The organism is uncultured Cyclobacterium sp., assembly GCF_963976465.1.
Classification (GTDB): Bacteria; Bacteroidota; Bacteroidia; order Cytophagales; family Cyclobacteriaceae; genus Cyclobacterium.
On record NZ_CAXBOC010000411.1, the window covers coordinates 1 to 5,360 of the forward strand.

Below are 5,360 nucleotides of genomic sequence, written 5' to 3' on the forward strand. Positions count from 1 at the left end.
TGAAAGTGAGCCAAGTAATATCGTTTGTATTGATAACTGTCCATACTATGAGCTTCCAAACGTTTTTACCCCAAATGGAGACAATATAAATGAAACCTTTCAAGCTTTTGACAATCCTTATGCCAAGTGCCCCAGGTTTGTAGAAGCGGTTGCCATCAAAATCTATAACAGATGGGGTGTATTGGTACATGAATACAACAGTGCTCAAGCTTCAGAGAACAATATTTTCATCAATTGGGATGGTAAAGACCAAAATGGTAATGATCTTCCTTCTGGCACCTATTACTATGAAGCCATAATTCTTTTTGATGTCTTGGACGAAAACCGTAGGCAGCAAAAGATTAAAGGAACAGTACAACTAATGAAATAATAAACATTTAATGTATGGTATAGGAGAAATGAAGTCTTGACCTAACCCTTTAATCACTTTAAAATAATCTTTCCTTCTAAAAAATAATGACCAAATAACTAAAAATTGAGCCTACTCATTTTTTTACTTATCTTTGAGCCTTTATTTTAAATTTGAACCAATTACAATGGTAGCTTATATGTTTCCGGGCCAAGGAGCCCAATTCCCAGGCATGGGAAAGTCACTTTATGAAAGCAGTTCAGAAGCCAAAGTATTATTTGAAAAGGCCAATGAAATTCTTGGGTTTAGTATAACCGATATCATGTTTGATGGTACCCAGGAAGAATTAAAACAAACCAATGTAACCCAACCCGCAGTATTTCTCCATTCTGCCATAGCCGCTTTAACAGCCGCTAACTTTAACCCTGACATGGTAGCAGGGCATTCCTTAGGGGAATTTTCTGCGCTTGTAGCCAACAAAGCATTAAAATTTGAGGATGCATTAAAATTGGTTCACCAAAGAGCCCTTGCCATGCAAGAGGCTTGTGAAATCAACCCTTCTACCATGGCTGCCATTCTTGGACTAGCCGATGAGAAGGTAGAAGAAATTTGTGCTTCCATTGGAGGGCAAGTAGTCGTAGCAGCGAATTACAATTGCCCGGGACAATTGGTCATTTCAGGAAGCTTGGAAGGAATACAAATTGCTTGCGAGCAATTAAAGGAAGCAGGAGCTAAAAGGGCGCTTCCACTACCTGTGGGAGGCGCTTTCCATTCTCCACTAATGGAACCTGCCAAGCTTAAGCTGGAAGCTGCAATCAATGCCACTACTTTTTCCGAACCGATTTGTCCGGTATATCAAAATGTAAGTACCACTGCAGTTAGCGATATTGATGCCATCAAGGCAAATTTAATTGCTCAACTTACCGCTCCCGTCAAGTGGACCCAGTCTGTACAAAACATGATCAAGGATGGATCTACCCAATTTATAGAATGTGGCCCAGGGAAAGTATTGCAAGGCTTGGTAAAAAAGATCAATAGAGAAGTTGAAACCAAATCGCTCGATTAGTGTTTTCTATATAGCAATAATTTGAAACAAAAGCCTATTTCCACAGATGGAAATAGGCTTTTGTTTTTAGGTTTTTAGCCCATATATTGATTCAATCCTATCCGCACTAAAAAGCCATTAAACGACCTACTAAATAAAAGGAGAATTTGTAAGCTTTCTTATTGAAATTACCAAGTTTATTTAGCCCTCCTGCCAAGCCTTCACTTTCAATTTGTCTTCGCACGCTTGCATTAATTCTACGGAAGACTTTCCAAACTCAGGATGAATATAATCCGGTAAGACTTCGACCAAGGGCACCAGCACAAAGTTTCTTAAGGTCATTTGAGGGTGCGGCACTTTCAGTCTTTCGGTATTAATGATTTCATTGTCAAAATAGAGAATGTCAATATCCATGGTTCTATCCCCCCACTTCACCTCTCGCTTTCTGCCCAATTGTTTTTCTATTTGTTGGATAAAATTCAGGCATTCCTCCGCCTTCATAGACGTATTCAACACAAGCACCTGATTTAAATAAGCCCCTTGCGAATTTCCTCCCCAAGCTGCTGTATGATAGATTGAAGATGCCTTTTCCAAGTTCATTTTTTGGACGAGTAGTTTGCTTGCTTTGTCGAGCAAAGAAAGCCTATCTCCCATATTTCCTCCTAAGCCCAATGCTACCTGATGCATAAAGAATTAATTAAATCAAAACCAACAGTTTTGTGAAAAATAGGTTAATTTTGAATATTATTAAAAGAGAGCAAAGATATGAAATTTTTGAGCAATGTATTGGCCGTCATTGTTGGACTGCTAATTTTCTGGGTAATAGGCTTCTTTTTATTGGCCGGAATCATCGCTATTGGATCCAGTGGGGATCAAGCGACTATTGAAGAAAATTCAGTGCTGCACATAAAGCTCAACGGTATACCGATTGTAGAAAGTGCGCCGGATGATGATCTTGGTTTACCAACCCTACCTTACCTTGGGAATACTACCACTATAGGACTCAATCAAATAATTAAAGCCATCCGCACAGCTACAGAAAATGATGACATCAAAGGAATATACCTGGAAAGCGGCATGCTATCGGCGGGGCAAGCCCATATCCTGGAAATTAGAAATGCACTCAAGACGTTTAAAGATAATGGAAAATTCATTGTCTCTTATTCTGAGTACTATACTGAGGCCGGTTATTTTCTTAGTTCCGTAGCAGATGAAATCTACGTTAACCCCATAGGTGATGTTGAATTCAATGGTCTGGCAAGTGCGCCGGTTTTCTTCAAAGGTCTATTTGAAAAATTAGAGATTGAACCTGTGATTTTTAGAGTAGGTGAATTTAAAAGCGCCGTTGAACCATTCATTTTAAAGAAAATGAGTGAAGAAAACCAACTTCAGACCAAACAATACCTCAATGACATCAACACTGTTCTTGTAGAGGGTGTAGCTGAAAGTCGTCAGCTTGACCTGGAAAAGATGAGATCGGTTAATGATGGTATGTTGGTAAGAAATGCTCAAGATGCGCTTGACTACAAATTGGTCGACGGACTTTGGTATGATGATCAGGTAAAAACACGATTGAAGGAAAAGTTGGGCTTATCAGAAGACAGCAAAGAAATCAATAGCATCGGCATCACAGGAATCAATCAAACTGCAAAAGCAAAAAATCGCCTTTCTGAAAACACCATAGCACTTATCATTGCTGATGGTGAGATAGTGGGAGGTGAAGCTTTGGATCAAATTAGTTCTGATCGCTTTTTGAAAGAAATTAGGAAAGCCAGGAAAAATGAGGATGTGAAGGCCATAGTAATAAGAATTAACTCTCCGGGTGGCTCCGTCATTGCTTCGGAGGTGATTTGGAGGGAGCTTTCTGAAGCCCAAAAAGAAAAACCATTGATCGCTTCCATGTCCAATTATGCTGCGTCCGGAGGCTATTATATAGCCGCACCGGCAGATACCATTGTGGCCTACCCCAACACCATTACAGGATCTATAGGTATTTTTGGTTTATGGTTCAATGCCAAAGGATTCTTGAACAACAAACTTGGTATTACCACAGATGAAGTCAAAACAGGCAAATATTCAAACTTGCTTGACCCGACAAAACCTATTTCAGAAGCAGAAAAAGCCATCATGCAAAAAAAGGTAGAAGAAGGTTATGATACTTTTATCAGTAGGGTTTCTGAAGGTAGAAATATGAGCAAAGAGCAAGTGCTAGCCATAGCCGGTGGTAGGGTTTGGTCTGGTAAAATGGCCAAAGAAAAAGGCTTAGTAGATGTATTGGGAGATTTTGATGATGCCATCGAGATTGCGGCGAAAAAAGCCGGCATAGAGGAGGATTACAAACTCGTGGTTTACCCCAAACAAAAAAGCATGTTAGAACAGATTATGGAAGATTTTGGCACTGATATAGAGAGCACCTACCAACGCATCAAAATGGGCCAATCCTATGAGATTTTTAAAACGCTTGAACGACTCGAAAAGCTGCAAGGCAGCATGGTGCTTTTACCTTTTCAATCAGAAATTAAATAACTAAACATAACAATGAATATTTCCAAGTTTTCAGGATTTAAAGCACCCATTTTCAATCTACCTGTTTTAAAATTTCAAGTCGCACTACTTTTGTTTATTGGGGTTCAAACCCATGCATTAATTGCGCAGGAAACCTATAATATAGCTACCTACAATATACGCTATGCGAACCAAAATGATGAGGGAAATCTATGGGAAGACAGGGCTCCACATCTAATAAACTTGATTCAATTCCATGAAATGGACATCATTGGAACCCAAGAGGGATTGTTCAACCAGCTTGAATTGGTAAAAGAAGAATTGAATTTTCCATACATAGGTGTGGGAAGAGATACAGGAAAAAAAGAAGGTGAATTTAGCGCTGTATTTTATAATCCCGAAAAATTTACTTTACTCGAACAAAGTACTTTTTGGCTTTCTCCTACTCCAGAAAAACCATCTAAAGGATGGGATGCCTCTTTGAATAGGGTTTGTTCTTGGGCAAAATTCAAAACCCAAGATGAGCAAGAATTTTATGTTTTCAATGTTCATTATGATCATAGGGGACAAAAAGCAAGAGAGGAAAGCAGCAAATTAGTGCTTCAAAAAATCAAATCAATCAATAAAGAGAACCTTCCTTGTATCCTTACGGGAGATTTTAATATTGAGGATGACAATCCAGCCTACGATGAAATCACCAAGGGGAATTTGATGAAAGACAGTAAAAAAGAATCTACCCTCCCTCCTTATGGGCCATTGGGCACCTTTACAGGGTTTAAATGGGACATGTTGCCCAATAAGAGAATCGATTACATTTTTGTGAACGATAAAGTAAAAACGCTTCACCACGGAACCCTATCGGATAATTATGGCAAAAAATACCCTTCTGATCACTTTCCGGTAATGGTAAAAGTTCAGCTGGGCAATTAATAACCTAACAGCAATTCAAGGTTCTTCTATTTGCAAAAAGCGGATAACTTTTGGTAATCCTTTCCATAAAGGTGCGCCAAAAAGTATTAATGTATTATTTTTGCACCTCAAAATGATTTAAAATGGCACTACCTACCAAATATACCCCCTCAAATACTGAATCCAAATGGTACCAATACTGGATGGAACATGGAATGTTTCATTCTGAACCGGACAGCAATAAAGAACCTTATTCCATTGTAATCCCCCCTCCCAATGTGACCGGTGTACTCCACATGGGGCATATGCTTAACAATACCATCCAGGACATCCTTGTAAGGAAAGCGAGAATGGAAGGTAAAAATGCATGTTGGGTTCCCGGAACCGACCATGCATCTATTGCCACTGAGGCAAAGGTGGTGGCCATGTTAAAGGAAAAAGGGATAGAAAAAAAATCACTTAACCGAGAATCTTTTCTCACCCATGCATGGGAATGGAAAGAAAAATATGGTGGGATTATTCTTGAGCAGCTGAAAAAGCTAGGGGCTTCCT

The 5,360-nt window shown here is 39.2% G+C and carries 6 protein-coding genes; 5 read left to right on the top strand and 1 reads right to left on the bottom strand.

Annotation, left to right across the window (positions count from 1 at the left end):
• A partial coding sequence (locus AAC037_RS19095) for a gliding motility-associated C-terminal domain-containing protein (protein WP_339904843.1) occupies positions 1 to 370 on the top strand: 370 nt, incomplete at its 5' end.
• A 166-nt stretch (positions 371 to 536) separates the two neighbouring features.
• On the top strand, positions 537 to 1,415 hold the full coding sequence (fabD, locus tag AAC037_RS19100; protein WP_339904845.1) for an ACP S-malonyltransferase: 879 nt from the start codon (positions 537 to 539) through the stop codon (positions 1,413 to 1,415).
• Between the two features lie 180 nt (positions 1,416 to 1,595).
• Here fabD and folK read toward each other — a convergent pair whose 3' ends face one another.
• A complete protein-coding gene (gene folK / locus AAC037_RS19105; RefSeq protein ID WP_339904847.1) occupies positions 1,596 to 2,081 on the bottom strand; it encodes a 2-amino-4-hydroxy-6-hydroxymethyldihydropteridine diphosphokinase in 486 nt (161 codons plus the stop codon).
• Between the two features lie 78 nt (positions 2,082 to 2,159).
• Between folK and sppA the strand changes: the two genes are divergently transcribed.
• The 3 genes from sppA to AAC037_RS19120 form a co-directional block, all read left to right on the top strand.
• On the top strand, positions 2,160 to 3,920 hold the full coding sequence (sppA, locus tag AAC037_RS19110) for a signal peptide peptidase SppA (RefSeq protein ID WP_339904848.1): 1,761 nt from the start codon (positions 2,160 to 2,162) through the stop codon (positions 3,918 to 3,920).
• 12 nt (positions 3,921 to 3,932) lie between these two features.
• Positions 3,933 to 4,829, top strand: a complete 897-nt coding sequence (locus tag AAC037_RS19115) for an endonuclease/exonuclease/phosphatase family protein (protein ID WP_339904850.1) — start codon at positions 3,933 to 3,935, stop codon at positions 4,827 to 4,829.
• 122 nt (positions 4,830 to 4,951) lie between these two features.
• Positions 4,952 to 5,360: class I tRNA ligase family protein (locus tag AAC037_RS19120; protein WP_339904851.1), on the top strand; the 409-nt coding region annotated here is incomplete at its 3' end.

Coding starts and splice junctions, on each gene's coding strand:
- fabD (WP_339904845.1), top strand. CDS start 537: ATGGTAGCTTATATGTTTCCGGGCCAAGGAGCCCAATTCCCAGGCATG.
- folK (WP_339904847.1), bottom strand. CDS start 2,081: ATGCATCAGGTAGCATTGGGCTTAGGAGGAAATATGGGAGATAGGCTT.
- sppA (WP_339904848.1), top strand. CDS start 2,160: ATGAAATTTTTGAGCAATGTATTGGCCGTCATTGTTGGACTGCTAATT.
- AAC037_RS19115 (WP_339904850.1), top strand. CDS start 3,933: ATGAATATTTCCAAGTTTTCAGGATTTAAAGCACCCATTTTCAATCTA.